A 15609-nucleotide genomic window follows, 5' to 3' on the forward strand; every position below is an offset into this window, starting at 1 on the left:
TAAATTCCGAAACCCCTGTTTGCTAACGCGAACAGGGGTTTTGTTTTGTCCGCAGTAAAGTGGCCCGACCTTCATTTTGGCCTACAGGGCCGGCCGTTAGAGGAAATCGAACTAAATCACGCGCGCAGTTTTTGGTATGGTGCAGCTCGTTTTTTAATGGACTGATTTCCAAAGCCAGCGGACCCGGCTTCCTTTCAAAGTCAAAGAGCCGCTGCAGAAATGCCTGAACCGATACCCATCAAAGACCACGAAAAAGAGACGCGCCTCGTCAACAAGCGACTCATGGCCTGCGCCTTGTTCGTGGTCGCAATTACCTGCGCACTGGTTGTGCGCATGTATGTCCTGCAAGTAGTCGAGTTTGACTACCACTCCACGATTTCTGAAAATAACCGCGTGCATGTATTGCCGATCACCCCGACAAGAGGGCTGATCTACGATCGCAATGGTGTAGTTCTGGCGGACAATCGACCCAGCTTCAACCTGACCATCACTCGCGAGCGCGCCTCTGATATCAAGGAAGAGCTGGATGAGGTCGTAAACCTACTGCACCTGCCTGCAGACGATCGCACATTGTTCGACAAGGCGATGAAGCAAGCCCGGCACCCATTCGTGCCCGTGACCCTGTTCTATGAACTCAGTGAAGAGCAAATCGCAGTGCTGGCGGTCAACGAGTTTCGTTTGCCGGGTATCGATGTAGAACCGCAATTCGTTCGCCACTACCCCATGGGCGCACACTTCGCGCATTCAATCGGCTATGTCGGCCGGATCAACGAGAAAGAATCCAAAGCCCTGGATACGGTGGAGTACCGCGGCAGCCAATCGATCGGCAAGACCGGCATCGAGAAGTTCTACGAATCGGAACTGCATGGCCACGTAGGTTACGAGGAAGTCGAAACCAATGCGCAAGGTCGAGTGCTGCGAGTGCTCAAGCACACTGATCCAATTCCCGGCAAAAACATCGTCCTGAGCCTCGACGTCAAACTTCAGGAGGCCGCCGAGGAAGCGCTGGGTGATCGTCGAGGTTCCGTCGTCGCGCTGGATCCATCCACCGGTGAAGTGCTGGCGATGGTCAGCAAGCCGAGCTTCGACCCTAACCTGTTCGTCACCGGTATCAGCTTCAAAGAATACGCAGCGCTGCACGATTCCATCGATCGACCGCTCTTCAACCGCGTCCTGCGGGGGCTCTACGCGCCCGGATCAACCATCAAGCCGGAAGTGGCCATCGCTGGTCTTGACGCAGGTGTAGTAACTCCACAGACCCGTGTCTTCGATCCGGGCTACTACCAGCTTCCGGATTTCGATCACAAGTACCGTAATTGGAACCACAGCGGCGACGGTTGGGTGGACATGGACGCAGCGATCATGCGTTCCAACGACACTTACTTCTACGATCTGGCCCACAAACTGGGTATCGACCGCCTGCATGACTACATGGCGATGTTCGGACTCGGCGAGAAAGTCTCTCTGGACATGTTCGAAGAATCCGCCGGCCTGATGCCCTCCCAGGCCTGGAAACGCGCGACGCGCCGCCAGCCATGGTTCCCGGGGGAGACGGTGATCCTCGGCATTGGTCAAGGCTACATGCAAGTCACACCCCTGCAACTGGCTCAGGCCACGGCGCTGATCGCTAACAAAGGCGTGTGGAACCGACCGCATCTGGCGAAGACCGTGGACGGTGTTGCCCCCGTGGACGAACACCCAATGCCGAATATTCTGCTCAAGGATCTGCGTGATTGGGAACAGGTCAATCACGGTATGCAGATGGTGATGCACGACGCTCGCGGCATTGCTCGAGCCGCAGCGGCGGGTGCCCAATACCGCATCGCCGGCAAGAGCGGTACGGCCCAAGTGGTTGCGATCAAACAGGGCGAACGCTACAACCGGGCGAAAACCCTCGAACGCAACCGCGACAACGCATTGTTCGTAGGTTTTGCCCCGGCTGAACACCCGAAGATTGTCATTTCGGTGATGATCGAAAACGGTGAGGCGGGCGGTCGCGTTGCCGGTCCCGTGGTGCGCCAGATCATGGATGCCTGGCTACTCGATCAAGACGGTCACCTGAAACCGCAGTACGCCACACCGAGCAAAGTCCCGGGCGACCCTCACGTCTGATCAGTCAATGCAGCGATCCGACGAAGAACGATCTCCCGATCTACCAAGTTCAACGCAAGTGCCATAAGGCACTTGCCATCCCCCTGACGTTAACGTAAAGATTGCGGCAGGGCGCTGAACTAAAATAAGCGCAAAGCGGACCGATCCGGAGCGCTTGATGACGCTAATAAAAACCACATCCCCCAAGCTGCACCACGAAGCCCGGCTGGCCCGGGAAAAACTTCATCTGGAGGGCGAAGTCCCCGACGGCGTATTGCGCGCGGAAATCGACGCGTCGTGGCGCCGCAGCCTCGGCCATGGCGTGCATTTCAATGGCAAGCACGAGCTCGCGCTGGAATCGAGCGCCAGCCTGGAAGTCCTGCTGGCCAGCAATCGACTGCTGATCGACGCTGCATTGCCCGCCATCGACTACCTCGCTGAACGCCAAGGCAAGGAAGGTCTGATTATCCTGGCCAATTCCGACGCCACCATCCTTGCTGTCGAAGGTCGCGCTGATCGCCTCAAAGGCAGTGGGTTGCAAGACATTACCCTGGGTGCCTGCTGGAGCGAAGCCGCTCGCGGCACTAATGCCTTGGGCACTGCACTGGTCGAAGCCCGCCCGACGATGATCGATTGCGGCGAACATTACCTCGATCGTCTCACCGACTTTTCCTGTACATCGGTTCCCATTCATTGTCCGCAAGGCGACATCCTCGGCGTGCTCGACCTGACTCGCGAAGGTCCGCTCGGCCGTGTCCATGACAGCACTGCGCTGCTGGCGATGGCGGTCAGCCAGATTGAAAGCCGCGTGTTCAATGCCAGCTATCCAGACGAAATTGTCCTGGCTTTCCACAGTCGTCGGCAGTACCTCGAATCTCCCTGGCAAGGCCTGTTGGCGGTGAGCCTCGGCGGACAGATTCTCGCCGTCAGTGCCCAGGCTTGCCAGTTGCTGCACGCCGAGCGTTCGGCGCTGGTCGGTCGTCGTTGTGAAGAGTTTCTCGGCGTCGATGGCTTGCAACTGCTGTCGAGGTTGTATCAGGGCGGCATCGGCAGTCTGCAGACTGCCAAAGGCGAATTCTTCTACAAAACCCTGCGCGCACCACAGCGTTCGATCGGGGTCAGCACGCCCTCGCGCAGCGCCTCGAAAACCGCCAAACCCACTCCAGATCTGGAGTCCCTGGCCGGCAGCAATGTCCGTTACGCCAAGGCGTTGCGCATGGCCAGACAAGGTTTGGCCAATGAACTCCCTGTATTGCTGCTCGGCGAAACCGGTACCGGCAAGGAGGTCATCGCCCGTGCCCTGCACATGGCCGGCACTCGGTGCGACAAGCCCTTCGTCGCGGTGAACTGCGCCGCAATCCCCGAAGGCCTGATCGAGTCGGAGTTGTTCGGTTACCGTGAAGGCGCCTTCACCGGTTCTCGTCGCGGCGGCATGATCGGGCGTCTACAGCAGGCCCACGGCGGCACCTTGTTTCTCGACGAAATCGGCGACATGCCTCTGGCACTGCAAGCCCGCCTGTTGCGAGTGTTGCAGGACCGAAAAGTCGCGCCACTGGGGGCGGGCGAGGAGCAGGACATCGACGTCGCACTCATCTGTGCGACCCACCGTGACCTCAAGCGTCTGGTGGAAGAAAAACACTTTCGCGAAGACCTCTTCTATCGGGTCAACGGCATCAGCGTGATGCTTCCAGCGCTACGTGAACGTGAAGATTTCGACGGGCTGGTATCGCGCTTGCTCACCCGTCTGGACGCACCGACCGTCCTCTTGCATGACGACCTGAACCGTTTGCTCAGCGGCTATCACTGGCCTGGCAACATCCGCCAACTGGAGATGGTTCTGCGCACCGCCCTGGCAATGCGCGAACCGGGTGACACCGTACTCACCCTCGACCACCTGCCCGACAGCATGCTCGACGAGTTGACCGCCAGCGAGCGTCCGCAATCGGGCAGCATTCGCGAAAACGAGTTGGAAATGATTCGTCAGTCCCTGGACAGTCATCAAGGCAACGTCTCCGCCGCGGCCGACGCCCTCGGTATCAGTCGCGCGACCCTGTATCGCAAGCTCAAACAGTTACGTTCGTGATGCAGCGCCTGATCGTCCGGCTGATCGACAGCCAGAACCCCGAAGCCCTGCAAGCGGCACTTCGCTGGCTCTACAGTTTCGTGCGTCCGCACCGTTTGGCCATCGCCGGTTTGCTCGGTTTGTCGGTCTGCGCCTCGCTCCTGGTATTGGTGCAACCCTGGCTGACCAAGCTGCTCATCGACGATGGCCTGCTCGCGCGCGACTTCTCGATGCTGGTGCTGATCGCCGGCTTGATGATTGTCGCCGGCCTTCTGGGCACAGCGTTGTCGGGTATCAATCGATACCTGCACACGCGACTGTCCGGGCGGATTCTGTTTGCCCTGCGCGATGACCTCTACCGGCATTTGCAAACCCTGTCGCCGAGTTTTTACGGTCAGCGGCGCATCGGCGATTTGATGTCGCGCCTGGACGGTGATGTCGCCGAGATCCAGCGTTTCGCCGTGGATTCCTTGTTTTCGGCGGTATCGAGCGTGATCGGACTGGTGTGCGCCGTGGCCATGTTATTGACCCTGTCGTGGAAGTTGTCCTTGCTGGCACTAATACTGATTCCCCTCGACGTGCTGTGGCTGCGCTGGATGCGGCGCAAGGTCGAGCGGGATGTGCGGCAGTTGCGCGAGCGTTCGGCGGACATGTCCTCGTTCATGGTCGAGACACTGCCCGTGATGAAGTTCATCCAGTCCGCCGGTCAGCAACAGCGAGAATCGCGGCGCCTGGAAACCCTGGGGCAGGGCTACATGAGCCAGTTGCTGCGCCTGCAGGTCACCGAATTTTTCACCCAGGCCGTGCCCGGCACACTGACGTCATTGTCCCGCGCCTGTGCATTTCTGATTGGCGGTTACTGGGTGGTGCAGGGCACCTGGCAGTTGGGTGCATTGATCGCCTTTTCCACCTACCTCGGTATGGCCGTTGGACCTGTTCAGAGCCTGCTCGGGCTCTATGTCGCCATTCAGCGGATGACCGTCAGCCTTGGTCGGGTGATGGAGTTGCGTGGTGAAGAACCGACTGTGCTCACCCCTCACTCGCCTAAGCCGATGCCTGCCTCGGGCGAGTTGCGATTCGACAATGTGCACTTCAGCCATCCCGGCCGGCCCACCACTTTGCGCGGCATCGAAGCGCGAATTCCCTACGGCCTGAAAGTGGCCCTGAGCGGTGGTTCGGGCGTCGGCAAATCAACGCTCATCGACCTGCTGCAACGGCATCACGATCCACAGTCTGGCCGCGTGCTGCTGGGTGACGTCGATTTGCGCGAACTGGACCTGTTCCAGCTGCGTCGGCGGATTGCGGTGGTCAGTCAGGACATCGTGCTGTTTCGCGGCAGTCTCGCTGACAACCTGGCTTACGCCGTGCCCGACGCCAACCGCGAAGCCATTGCTGAAGTCGCCCGCCTGGCCCAGCTCGACAGCCTCATCGCGTCTTTGCCCGAAGGTCTCGACAGCCCGTTGGGCGAGCGTGGCCAGCAGTTGTCTGGCGGACAAAAGCAGCGCATCGCCATTGCCCGGGCTCTGCTGCAGGACCCGCTGATCCTGGTGCTGGACGAAGCGACGTCAGCGGTGGATGAGGCCACCGAGCGTGAAGTCATAGAAGCCATCGACCACCTGTTTGCGGGACGCACACGAATCCTCATCAGCCACCGTCCTTCAACCCTGGCCGATGCCGATCTGCGCTTTGAATTGCTCGATGGAGTACTCACCTCCAAGACGGTGCTGCATGAAGCCTGAACTGCGAGTCGGTGTGGTGGACAGCGGCCATTCGGCGGCGCAAAGGGTGCAGGTCATCGCCGGACGACGCTTCTCGCTGTTGAACGATGGGCTGGTCGAAAGCGAGTTGCGCGACGATCCGCTGGGGCACGGTAGCGCGGTGATCGAAGCGATCGGCCGACGGGCTCCCGCGGCGGTATTTTGCGTCGGTCAGGTGTTCGACCAGCGTGGTGTCACCAGTGCGTTGCAAATTGCCACGGCCATTGATTGGCTGGTCACGCAGAACGTGCGCCTGATCAATCTGAGCCTGGGCCTGCGTCAGGATCGCAGCCTGTTGCGCGAAGCTTGCGCGGCGGCGGTGGCGCAGGGCGTTTTGCTCTGCGCGTCGAGCCCGGCCCAGGGCGAAGGAGTCTTCCCGGCGAATTATCCACAGGTGCTGCGGGTGACCGGCGATGCCCGTTGCGCCGAGCAGGAATGGTCGTGGCTCGACAGCGCACAGGCGGATTTCGCCGCGTGTGTGCATGGCACCTATCCGGGGCAGTCTGGTGCGAGTTTGGGGTGCGCGGCGTTGAGCGGGCACATCGCGAGCTTCCTGGTCGAGCAGCCGGCGGCGAGTAATGAGCAGGTAACCCAGTGGCTGCGTGAAAATGCCCACTACCGTGGCCCTGAAAGGCGCTTCGGAGCATGACCAGGATTGTCGTACTCGGCGCCGGGCCGGCAGGCGCCGCAGTGGCCTTGGGGCTGCGACGACTCGGTTACGCAGTCGCGCTCATCAGTGAATGGCGCCGCTTCGCAGCCCTTGAAGGGGTGTCCGTCAGGGTGCTGGAGGCCTTGCGAAGTGCAGGGCTTAATCAGGCGTTGGCAGACGCGGCGTTACCTTCCCAACGGCAGGTGTCGTGGAACGGCCAGCAGCATGCGCAAAATATCGAGTTCCTGTTGGACCGTCCGGGTTTTGACCGCGGTCTGCGTGAAGACCTGCGTCTTGCCGGCGTAGACCTGATCGAGGGACGGGTGTTGACCGTTCAGACCTCAACCGCAGGTCATCGCATAGACATTGAAGGACATGAGGCACTGAACGCCGATTTCCTGGTGGAAGCCCGCGGTCGTCAAGCACCTGCGCTGGGCAAAGGCCTGCGCGGGCCGGAGACGGTCAGTCTGCTCAATCGCTGGCAAGGCCCTCCAGGCGACACCGCCAGCGCTGTGGAAAGCCTGGAGGACGGCTGGGCCTGGATGGCACGACGGGCCGACGGACAGTGTTACTGGCAATGGACGGTGGACGTGGCCAGTGCCGATCTGCCGGGCAAAGCGCAGTTACTCGATTACTGCCGTCAGCGACGTTTGAATTCGTCAGTGGCTCGAGCGTTTTTTGCCGATGGGCCGGAAAACGACCTGCAACTGCATGCTCGCAGCAGCACCGCGATTCTCAACCCGCAGGTCTGCGGTAATCACTGGATTCGAATTGGCGACGCAGCGATGGCGGTAGATCCGCTGTCGGGCAACGGGATTTTTCAGTCGTTGTCATCAGCGTTGCAGGCGCCGACCGTGATCAACACGTTACTGCGTAAACCCGAACGGGCCGCGTTGGCGCGTCAGTTTCATCAGCAGCGAGTGGAGCAGCTGTTCTTGCGATTCGCGCGGATCGGTCGGGATTTCTATGCCGATGAGCAACGCTGGCAGGACCGGCCATTCTGGCAGGCTCGGCGGCAGTGGCCGGATGCCGAAGTTGCGCATGCCGAGGTGGATTTCAGTTCGTTGAAAATCGCAACCGCGCCGGTGCTCAAGGATGGTTTTGTCGACGAGGCCGAGGTGGTCATCACCGCTGATCAACCCCTGGGCATCTGGCACGTTCAAGGAGTTGAGCTCGCGCCATTAGTGCGGCGGTTGAAGACCGAGCCGGCTGAGCAGGCGTTGGCAGGATTGACTGTGGAGCAGGGGCGGATGATTCGCGGCTGGTTATTGGCTCAGGGGTTTAAACCCTGAAATTCAAGTTGTCCTGCCTGACCTCACCGCTAGCAGGCTAGCTCCCACATGGGTTCTGCGTCGTTGGAACCCATGCGGGCCTGCTCCGGGCGGCGCTTTGACGAAAGCGGCTTACAGCCCGCCGCCCATCAAAGCTTGATCAACACCGACTTCAACTCCGTGTAATGCTCAATCGCCGCATACCCCATCTCCCTCCCGACCCCCGACATCTTGTAACCGCCAAACGGCAGTGCCGGGTCCAGCGCACTGTGACAGTTAACCCACACCGACCCCGACTTGATCCGCGGAATCATTCGATGCACCGCCGCCAGATCATTCGACCAGATACTCGCGCCCAGCCCATACGGGCTGTCATTGGCCATGCGCAATGCATCGGCTTCATCATCGAAGGGAATCGCTACCAGCACCGGACCGAAAATCTCCTCCTGCACCAGCGAGTGCTTCTGATCGACATCAACGATCACCGTTGGCTTGACGAAAAAACCCGGTCCGAACTGCTCGCCACCGCAGGCAATCGTCGCGCCGCTTTCGCGCCCTTTCTCGATGTAGCCATACACCCGCTCCTGCTGACGCGCAGAGATCAGTGGGCCCATCTCGACGCTCGGATCAAGTCCGTTACCCAACTTCATGGCATTGGCAATGTCAGCGATGTCCGCCACCACATTGTCGAAATGCTTGCGCTGCACATACAGCCTGGAACCGGCGCAGCACACCTGGCCCTGATTGAAGAAAATCGCGCTGGCGGCACCCGCTGCGGCACTCTTCAGATCGGCATCGCCCATCACGATGGTCGGTGATTTACCGCCCAGTTCCAGCGTGACCCGGGTCATCGAGTCCATGGCAATCTTGCCGATCTGTTTGCCCACGGCGGTGGAGCCCGTGAAGGTCAGTTTGTCCACCAATGGGTTGTGGGTCAGCGCGGAGCCAGCCGTAATGCCGGTGCCGGTGACCACGTTGAGTACGCCTTCGGGATAGCCGGCTTCCAGCACCAGCTCAGCGAGTTTCAGCGCGGTCAGCGGCGTTTCATCGGCGGGTTTGAGCACCACGGTGCAACCGGTCGCCAGCGCGGGACCGAGCTTCCAGCAGGCCAGGAGCAACGGGAAGTTCCAGGCGACGATGGCACCCACCACGCCGACGGCTTCGCGACGAATGAAACTGTGGAACTGATCGTTCGGCATCAACGGCAACGACACTTCAACGCTGGAGCCTTCGATCTTGGTCGCCCAACCCGCCATATAGCGCAAGAAATCGATGGCCAGTTGCACGTCCATCACCTGCGCAACCGCAGCGCTCTTGCCGTTGTTCAGGCACTCCAGTTGCGCCAGCAGTTCGGCGTCCCGTTGCATCAGGTCGGCGAGTTTCCATAGCAGGTTCTGCCGCTCACGGGGGCGAGTGCGGGTCCAGGTCGAATCATCGAACGCATGGCGGGCAGCAAGCACCGCGCGGTCGACATCTTCCGGCGTGGCACGTGGCACCACGCACAACACCTCTCCTGTGGCCGGGTTGTGCAGGGGCATGGTCTGGCCGTCAGCGGCCTCGACCCATTCGCCGCCAATAAGCATGCGCGGCGCACGCTGGATGAACGCCGAAGTGGCAGGAAGCAGAGCAGGAAGCGACATGATGAAACCTCGTCTTGTTCGTGTGACGAGGTCATTCGCAACGGTTGTGCCAGTTGTGTTTATTGGGCGCACACGCCTGGTTTTAGCGGGGGAGGCGGGCGGTCTGCACAGACCCGGAGGAGCAACGGCCGTCGCAAATTGCGACGCGATGAGACAAACAGGATCAAAAAGTCCCCGCCTCTGGCAGCCCCTGCATCCACCCCCTGTTGGAGCTGCCGCAGGCTGTGATCTTTTGATCTTGATCCTATGCTTGTCTCAGAGTGCAACAGATGTCGCGATATTAAACGCAACACGCCATCTGCCACCCGCTGGTAGCACTACAAAAATTCCACAACCAACTGATAAACAACACTATTCATAAGCTGGCACGCTCCGTGTATTGCTCATCGCAGACGTTTCTCTTGCCTCCGTCAGCGTTCACCGCCGGCGGCAGAAACCATAAAAACGATAAGCCACAAAAATAAGAAAGCACCGTGCGAGGTTCGACGTTGATGAAGAGAAAACTCCGATCAGGCCTGAGTGCCAGCCTGCTGGCCGTGGCCACCTGTATCGCGCTGCATTCGCCTTACAGCCTGGCAGCTCGCGATGCCCAGACCATTCTCAAGGAAACTTGCCAGGGCTGTCATACCCCTGAAGCCGATAACGCGCTGAGCCGCATCAGCCACCAGCGCAAAACGCCGGAAGGCTGGCTGATGAGCATCGCCCGGATGCAGACCATGCATGGCCTGCAGATCAGCGATGACGACCGCCGCACTCTGGTCAAGTACCTGGCCGACACCCAGGGCCTGGCGCCAAGCGAAACCGATGGCGTGCGCTATGCACTGGAACGTCGGCTCAATACCGTCGAGAAATTCGACGACCAGACCAGCCAGATGTGCGGTCGCTGCCACTCCGGCGCGCGGGTTGCCCTGCAACGGCGTCCGGCCCAGGAATGGGAGCGTCTGGTGAACTTCCATCTCGGCCAATGGCCGTCCCTCGAGTACCAGGCCCTGGCCCGGGACCGTGACTGGTTTGATCTGGCCCGCAAGGAAATGGTGCCGCTGCTTGCCAAGCGTTACCCGCTGGACAACCCGGCCTGGAAAAAGTGGCTGACCACGGCGCCAAAAGCCGAGGCGCTTGTCGGCGACTGGAGCTTCAGCGGCCACTTGCCCGGCAAAGGCGAACTGGCCGGGATCATGAGCGTGACGGCGGATGGTAACGACACCTTCAAGGTCAGCGTCAAAGGCCAATACGCCGATGGCAGCCCGTTCAATGGCGACAGCAGCGCAATTCTCTACACTGGCTATGAATGGCGCGGCAACGTGACCATCGACGGCGTAACCATGCGCCAGGTGTTCGCCGCCCAAGGCAACGCCATGCAAGGCCGGATGTTCGAGGCAGAGCATGATGAACGCGGCCTGGATTTCGTCGCCGCCAGGCAAGGCTCCAATCGTTTGCTCGCGGTGCAACCGGGTTATCTGAAGGCTGGCAGCGAAAGCGAAGTCACCCTGATCGGCAGCGGTCTCAGCGGCAAACCGAACTTCGGCAAAGGTGTTGAAGTGGTCGAAGTGCTGGAGCAAAGCCCCGAGCGAATCAGGGTCAGACTCAAGGCCGCCGCCAACGCCCAACCAGGCGTGCGCGCAGTCACGGTTGGCACGCTGAAAGGCCCGAGCCTGTCGGTGTACAGCAAGATCGATGCAGTCAAGGTCGTGCCTGAATTCTCGGTTGCACGGATCGGCGAGGGCGGCGGATCGACGCCGAAAGTCCAGGGCCGTTTCGACGCTGAAGCCTGGGGTAAGGGTGCCGACGGCAAGCCTTACCGCATCGGCGTATTCCCGGCACAGTGGAAAGTCGAAGCCTTCGACGACCGCGCCAGGGAAGACGAAGACGTCAAGTTCGCCGGCACTATGCAGGCCGACGCGGGCGTGTTCACCCCAGGCGATGCCGGGCCGAACCCACAGCGCAAAATGTCCACCAATAATGCCGGCAACCTAAAGGTGATCGCCGCCGTCGACGACGCAGGAAAATCCCTGACCGGCGAGGGCCACATGATCGTCACCGTGCAACGCTGGAACAATCCACCCATTCCATGAGTTGGCTGACCCAAACGGTTTTAGACACTTTTTCGGAATGACCGCAGCCCCCGGAAGCGGGGGTTGCACAGGAGGTTTGCAATGGGCGCTATCTTGAATCTGGTTGAGCGAAATCTGCATGAAGTGCACGTCGATGCCGACCGCATGCTGTTTCACATTCCCAGCAGTTCGCTGTTCGCCAGTGACGAACTCACCGGCACCATCATCGACACCTTGCGCGGTCCCGGCTGCTCGTCGGAAGACCTGATCGAGCGTCTGGCGGCGCGCTTCAACGGCGAAGAAATTACCGAGACCCTGCGCGAGTTGATGTCCCTGGAACTGGTCAGCGACGGTTCACCGCTGACCCCGGACATCGGCACCAAACGGGTCGAACGCACCGCGATCAACACCGTGGTGCTCAACGTCAACACCGGCTGCAACCTGAGCTGCACCTACTGCTACAAGGAAGACCTCGACAAGCCGTCCGCGGGCAAAAAAATGGATGTGGAAACCGCCATCGCGTCGGTGGAAATGCTGCTGCGCGAATCCCCGGACGAAGAGCGTTTTACCGTGGTGTTTTTCGGCGGCGAGCCTTTGAGCAATCGCAAGCTGATCGAGTACATGGTCGACTACTGCGAAAAACGCTTTTCGGAGGCGGGCAAGTTCGTCGAATTCGTCATGACCACCAACGCGACGCTGCTGACCGAAGACACCGTGGACTACCTCAATGCCCACCGTTTCGGGCTCTCGGTGAGTATCGACGGACCCAAAACCGTGCACGACCGCAACCGCATCACCGTCGGCGGGCAGGGCACCTATGACGTCGTTCGGCGCAAGGCTCAAATGCTGCTGTCGCGCTACAACAGCCGTCCGGTCGGCGCACGCGTCACCCTGACCACCGGCGTCACCGACGTCGAAACCATCTGGGATCACCTGTTCAACGAACTGGGGTTTGCCGAGGTCGGTTTCGCGCCGGTGACTTCCGGTGACATCAGCACGTTCAACCTGTCCAGCGACGAGCTGATCGAAGTCTTCGCCAACATGAAGAAACTCGGCCGACGCTATCTGGAAGCAGCGCTGGAGCACCGCAACATCGGGTTCTCCAACCTGCACCAGCTGATCACCGACATCCACGAAGGCCATAAAAAAGCCCTGCCATGCGGCGCGGGCCTGAAGATGCTGGCGGTGGATCACAAGGGCGAACTGAACCTGTGCCACCGTTTTACCGGTTCGTCATTACCGACCTTCGGCAACGTCCACAGCGGCGTCAAACAGGTGGAATTGAACGACTTCCTGTCCCAGCGCCTGGACCGTACCAACACCGGTTGCGAGGACTGTCAGATCCGTAACCTCTGTTCCGGCGGCTGCTACCACGAAAGCTACGCCCGTTACGGCGACCCGACCCACCCGACCTACCACTACTGCGAACTGATGCGTGACTGGGTCGATTTCGGCATCGAGGTCTACACCCGGATCATGGCCCACAACCCTGCGTTTATCAGCAGCTACATCACTCCGCGCAAGGCTCACTGATATGAAACATCTCAAGGCAATCAACAATAAAGCGTTGAAAATGGATCTGGCCGCGGCCGAAAACCGTATCGAAGAAGTGGTGGCGATGAGTTCTATCGCCGGCTGCGCCTCGACCACCGACCCCGGTTGGGAAATCGATGCGTTTGGCGGCGTGTCCTCGCTGTGTCAGCCGATGGAAGCCGATCTTTATGGGTGTTCCGACCCTTGCTGGTGGCCGGCCCAGGTGCCCGACATGATGAGCACCTACCCGGACTGGAACAAGGATGCCCAGGCGTCCAACGATAACTGGCGCAACCTCGGGACTGTCTTTCCAAAAGACAAGTGATCGGTCAACAGAAGGATTTCAGCATGCCTCGCATCAATGCCTGCGGCCTGGCCGCATTCGCCGTCCTAAGTGCCTGTTCGCTCACTGTCATGGCCGATGAGAACACCGCGCTCGAAACCGGTCACGAATACATGGTGACCACCAACTACCCGAACAACCTGCACGTCATCGACCTGGCCACCGATACCCTGTTGAAGACCTGCAAGATGCCCGATGCCTTCGGTCCAGGCACCGTGCAGCTATCGCCGGACCGCAAGACTGCCTATGTGCTGAACAATCACTACGCGGACGTCTACGGGGTCGAGCTGGACAGCTGCAAACAGGTGTTCCACGCCAGCATCACCCAGAAGCCGGGCGAAAAGGCGAAGTCCATGTTCGCCTTCACCCTGAGCCATGACGGCAAGGAATTGTTCGCCATCGCCAACCCCACCTTGATGCTCAACGACCGCTACGAAGTGCAGCAGCCACGGCTCGATGTGTACGCCACCGATGCCGGAATGGACGCAAAACCCGTGCGCAGTTTTCCGGCGCCGCGGCAGTTGACCATCATGCAGAGTGGCGATGACGGCACGTTGTATGTGGCAGGTGCGGACGTCTACAAGGTTGATGTGAAAACCGGCAAGTTCGATGTGCTGATTCCCAGCCGGCACTGGAAGCGAGCGAACTACAGCGCGCCGGATGTGCTGTACGTATGGAACCAGCAGACGTATCGCCATGACTTTTCGCTGCTCTACACCGCCGCGAAGTTCAAGGATAAAAAGCAGGACCCGGCCACTGCCGACTACCTGTACGGACTGTTCAGCATCGACCTGAAAACAGGCAAGACGGAAACCACCGATTTCGGCCCGCTGACAGAAATCTACTTCAGCGGCATGCGCTCGCCGAAGGATCCCAACCTGATGTTCGGCGTGCTCAACCGACTGGCCAAGTACGATATCAAGGAGAAGAAAATGCTCCAGGCGGCGACGCTTGATCATTCCTACTACTGCATTTCCTTCAACAAGGAGGGCAGCAAGATCTACCTGTCCGGAACGTTCAACGATGTGGCGATCTTTGACCCGGAGACCATGAAACAGATCGGCAGTATCAAGCTGCCGGGTGGGGACATGGCGATCACCACGGCGCAAGTGTTTACTCGTTAACGACGGCGTCTGATCCGACGCTATCGTCGGAACGCCGCCCGGAGCAAGCTGTGCTCCCACGGTGATCAATGATGTTCACAAAATTGTGATCACACTGAAGACCCACTGTGGGAGCTAGCCTGCTAGCGATGGGGGCCTGGATCAAACCCCCGGCACCGGACAACTCATATCCCCCTCCTGGCACTTCAAATAATTCTTGAACGTCTCCACCCGCGCCTTGGTTAACCCGGTAACGCAATTGCTGTAGATCAACGGGTACACACTCCCGCCCTCAACTGAGGACGCCGAAAACTTGCACTCCGCATCTCGAAACGCAATCCACGAACGCTGAGCACCGATCAGCAACTTCTTGCCGTCCGGGTTGCTCTTCAAGCGCGTGGTGATCTGCTGATACAGCGCATTCAGTTCCTTGTCCGCCGCCTTGTTCTGCTGCGCTGCGCACTGATTCATCGTGGCCTGGTCAGCGGCGTTGTCGCAATCCACGGCAAAGGCCGCATGAGTGAACAGCAAAGGCGTCAGCGCCAGGAGAAAGCGTGGGGTCATGGGGATTCTCGCTGTGACATCAAAAAGTGGAAGGCAGTGTAACGAACGCTTGCACGGTCAGTTGCCGGTATAGCCGCGCAAACGCATGCAATCGTTAACCAGGTCGATCTGCTTCTCGGCCACCACAATCCCGTCACCCACCCCGGCCCCCACGGCTGCAGACATACTCTTGTCCGACGGCGTGCTGCTGTAACTGGCCGTCGCGGCCTTGGCCTGGTACTCGCACTGGGATTTATCCTTATCAACATCCGCCTGAGTCGCGCCCGGCCGGCTCCAGTGATTGACGGACGTGGCGCAGGCGGTGAGGCACACGATTGATAAGCAGGTAAGGATTCGAGTCAGCGGCATTATTGGCGTCCCGAGCTTGGGTTTAGCGTTGAGGCGAACGTTTCGAGTCTAGACCCGTTCTCACGGGGTTGCGGATTCATGCCGACGGGCGAGGCGGTACTTTTCCAAGTAAATCCGGAACTTACCCTGAAATCACAGCTGAGCATTTCATACAGGGTTGATTGCAACGGCCTGTTGGTACAACTTTAGGGTGGGTC

Annotated in this window: 12 protein-coding genes; 9 read left to right on the forward strand and 3 right to left on the reverse strand. The window is 59.8% G+C overall.

Annotated features, from left to right (window positions below; genetic code table 11):
* Nucleotides 1-219 precede the first annotated feature (219 nt).
* The 5 genes from mrdA (at nt 220) to qhpG (ending at nt 7851) form a co-directional block, all read left to right on the forward strand.
* Nucleotides 220-2112 carry a penicillin-binding protein 2 gene (gene mrdA, locus AC3ZVB_RS24670; RefSeq protein WP_490147959.1) on the forward strand — a complete coding sequence of 631 codons (1893 nt, stop codon included), beginning with the start codon at nt 220-222 and terminating at the stop codon, nt 2110-2112.
* 157 nt (nt 2113-2269) lie between these two features.
* On the forward strand, nt 2270-4174 hold the full coding sequence (locus AC3ZVB_RS24675; protein WP_490147960.1) for a sigma-54-dependent Fis family transcriptional regulator: 1905 nt from the start codon (nt 2270-2272) through the stop codon (nt 4172-4174).
* Nucleotides 4174-5892, forward strand: a complete 1719-nt coding sequence (locus AC3ZVB_RS24680) for an ABC transporter ATP-binding protein (protein WP_162440814.1) — start codon at nt 4174-4176, stop codon at nt 5890-5892. The genes AC3ZVB_RS24675 and AC3ZVB_RS24680 overlap by 1 nt, the downstream gene beginning before the upstream one ends.
* On the forward strand, nt 5882-6559 hold the full coding sequence (gene qhpE, locus AC3ZVB_RS24685) for a subtilisin-like serine protease QhpE (protein ID WP_490147961.1): 678 nt from the start codon (nt 5882-5884) through the stop codon (nt 6557-6559). Before AC3ZVB_RS24680 ends, qhpE begins: the two co-directional genes overlap by 11 nt.
* Nucleotides 6556-7851, forward strand: coding sequence for a flavin-dependent monooxygenase QhpG (qhpG, locus tag AC3ZVB_RS24690; RefSeq protein ID WP_490147962.1), 1296 nt, complete (start codon nt 6556-6558; stop codon nt 7849-7851). The genes qhpE and qhpG overlap by 4 nt, the downstream gene beginning before the upstream one ends.
* A 128-nt stretch (nt 7852-7979) precedes the next feature.
* Here qhpG and AC3ZVB_RS24695 read toward each other — a convergent pair whose 3' ends face one another.
* Nucleotides 7980-9470 carry an aldehyde dehydrogenase family protein gene (locus AC3ZVB_RS24695; protein WP_490147963.1) on the reverse strand — a complete coding sequence of 497 codons (1491 nt, stop codon included), beginning with the start codon at nt 9468-9470 and terminating at the stop codon, nt 7980-7982.
* A gap of 491 nt (nt 9471-9961) precedes the next feature.
* On the opposite strand from AC3ZVB_RS24695, the gene peaA reads away from it, so the two are divergent.
* The 4 genes from peaA to peaD all read left to right on the forward strand — a co-directional run bounded on the left by peaA (nt 9962) and on the right by peaD (nt 14521).
* On the forward strand, nt 9962-11542 hold the full coding sequence (gene peaA / locus AC3ZVB_RS24700; protein ID WP_490147964.1) for a quinohemoprotein amine dehydrogenase subunit alpha: 1581 nt from the start codon (nt 9962-9964) through the stop codon (nt 11540-11542).
* An 81-nt stretch (nt 11543-11623) separates the two neighbouring features.
* The gene (peaB, locus tag AC3ZVB_RS24705) at nt 11624-13054 is read left to right on the forward strand and encodes a quinohemoprotein amine dehydrogenase maturation protein (RefSeq protein ID WP_490147965.1); all 1431 of its coding nucleotides are present in this window, start codon (nt 11624-11626) and stop codon (nt 13052-13054) included.
* 1 nt (nt 13055) lies between these two features.
* Nucleotides 13056-13379, forward strand: a complete 324-nt coding sequence (gene qhpC, locus AC3ZVB_RS24710) for a quinohemoprotein amine dehydrogenase subunit gamma (RefSeq protein ID WP_162440820.1) — start codon at nt 13056-13058, stop codon at nt 13377-13379.
* 23 nt (nt 13380-13402) lie between these two features.
* Nucleotides 13403-14521, forward strand: a complete 1119-nt coding sequence (peaD, locus tag AC3ZVB_RS24715; RefSeq protein WP_162440821.1) for a quinohemoprotein amine dehydrogenase subunit beta — start codon at nt 13403-13405, stop codon at nt 14519-14521.
* 141 nt (nt 14522-14662) lie between these two features.
* On the opposite strand, the gene AC3ZVB_RS24720 is transcribed toward peaD, so the two are convergent.
* On the reverse strand, nt 14663-15064 hold the full coding sequence (locus tag AC3ZVB_RS24720; protein WP_490147966.1) for a lysozyme inhibitor LprI family protein: 402 nt from the start codon (nt 15062-15064) through the stop codon (nt 14663-14665).
* A gap of 57 nt (nt 15065-15121) precedes the next feature.
* Nucleotides 15122-15412, reverse strand: a complete 291-nt coding sequence (locus AC3ZVB_RS24725) for a hypothetical protein (protein ID WP_162440823.1) — start codon at nt 15410-15412, stop codon at nt 15122-15124.
* Between the last annotated feature and the right edge of the window lie 197 nt (nt 15413-15609).

It is taken from the genome of Pseudomonas sp. MDV22-iso1 (assembly GCF_058145095.1).

Coding starts and splice junctions, on each gene's coding strand:
- mrdA (WP_490147959.1), top strand. CDS start 220: ATGCCTGAACCGATACCCATCAAAGACCACGAAAAAGAGACGCGCCTC.
- AC3ZVB_RS24675 (WP_490147960.1), top strand. CDS start 2,270: ATGACGCTAATAAAAACCACATCCCCCAAGCTGCACCACGAAGCCCGG.
- AC3ZVB_RS24680 (WP_162440814.1), top strand. CDS start 4,174: ATGCAGCGCCTGATCGTCCGGCTGATCGACAGCCAGAACCCCGAAGCC.
- qhpE (WP_490147961.1), top strand. CDS start 5,882: ATGAAGCCTGAACTGCGAGTCGGTGTGGTGGACAGCGGCCATTCGGCG.
- qhpG (WP_490147962.1), top strand. CDS start 6,556: ATGACCAGGATTGTCGTACTCGGCGCCGGGCCGGCAGGCGCCGCAGTG.
- AC3ZVB_RS24695 (WP_490147963.1), bottom strand. CDS start 9,470: ATGTCGCTTCCTGCTCTGCTTCCTGCCACTTCGGCGTTCATCCAGCGT.
- peaA (WP_490147964.1), top strand. CDS start 9,962: ATGAAGAGAAAACTCCGATCAGGCCTGAGTGCCAGCCTGCTGGCCGTG.
- peaB (WP_490147965.1), top strand. CDS start 11,624: ATGGGCGCTATCTTGAATCTGGTTGAGCGAAATCTGCATGAAGTGCAC.
- qhpC (WP_162440820.1), top strand. CDS start 13,056: ATGAAACATCTCAAGGCAATCAACAATAAAGCGTTGAAAATGGATCTG.
- peaD (WP_162440821.1), top strand. CDS start 13,403: ATGCCTCGCATCAATGCCTGCGGCCTGGCCGCATTCGCCGTCCTAAGT.
- AC3ZVB_RS24720 (WP_490147966.1), bottom strand. CDS start 15,064: ATGACCCCACGCTTTCTCCTGGCGCTGACGCCTTTGCTGTTCACTCAT.
- AC3ZVB_RS24725 (WP_162440823.1), bottom strand. CDS start 15,412: ATGCCGCTGACTCGAATCCTTACCTGCTTATCAATCGTGTGCCTCACC.